At 56.4% G+C, this 603-nt stretch carries 2 protein-coding genes; both read left to right on the forward strand.

Annotated elements, in window-relative coordinates; all coding sequences use genetic code 11:
- The coding region (locus tag ACR0C6_RS21990; protein ID WP_480621301.1) for an IS5 family transposase at positions 1-351 on the forward strand (351 nt) is incomplete at its 5' end.
- Positions 348-603: hypothetical protein (locus ACR0C6_RS21995; RefSeq protein ID WP_480621303.1), on the forward strand; the 256-nt coding region annotated here is incomplete at its 3' end. The genes ACR0C6_RS21990 and ACR0C6_RS21995, both read left to right, overlap by 4 nt.

Here is a 603-nt window from a genome sequence, read left to right on the forward strand (position 1 = left end):
CGACCGCTCAACCTGTTCGTCACCGCCGGCCAGGTCAGCGACTTCATCGGCGCGCGGGCGCTGCTCAGCAGCCTGCCAAAGGTCGACTGGTTGCTCGGGGATCGTGGCTATGACGCCGACTGGTTCCGGGACGCGTTGAAAGACAAAGGCATACGCGCCTGTATCCCCGGCAGAAAGCAACGCAAGACCCCGGTCAAATACGACAAGCGCCGATACAAACGACGCAACCGCATCGAGATCATGTTCGGCAGGCTCAAGGACTGGCGGCGTGTGGCGACACGCTATGATCGCTGTCCCAAGGTCTTCCTCTCAGCCATCGCTCTGGCCGCAACCGTCATCTATTGGTTATGAATCCTGACCCTAAGGGAAACGGTTGGATTGCAGCGTTTCCCAGCCCCAACTGTAGTATTGGTATCGGAAAAGGAGGTTCCGAAGACCCTTATGCTGGGTTGAATGAACTCAGAACCGAAGAGTTCGAAAGAGCGGTTGATAAAGATCCCGCGAGTTTCGACTTCTTGGGCAAAGGTATAGATGGCGGTTTTCGAATATCGCGCAACTCGACCGTCAACACTTTTACCATCTCCCCGGCACTTGCCTTCCTGC

The organism is Ruegeria sp. AL12, from assembly GCF_056540885.1.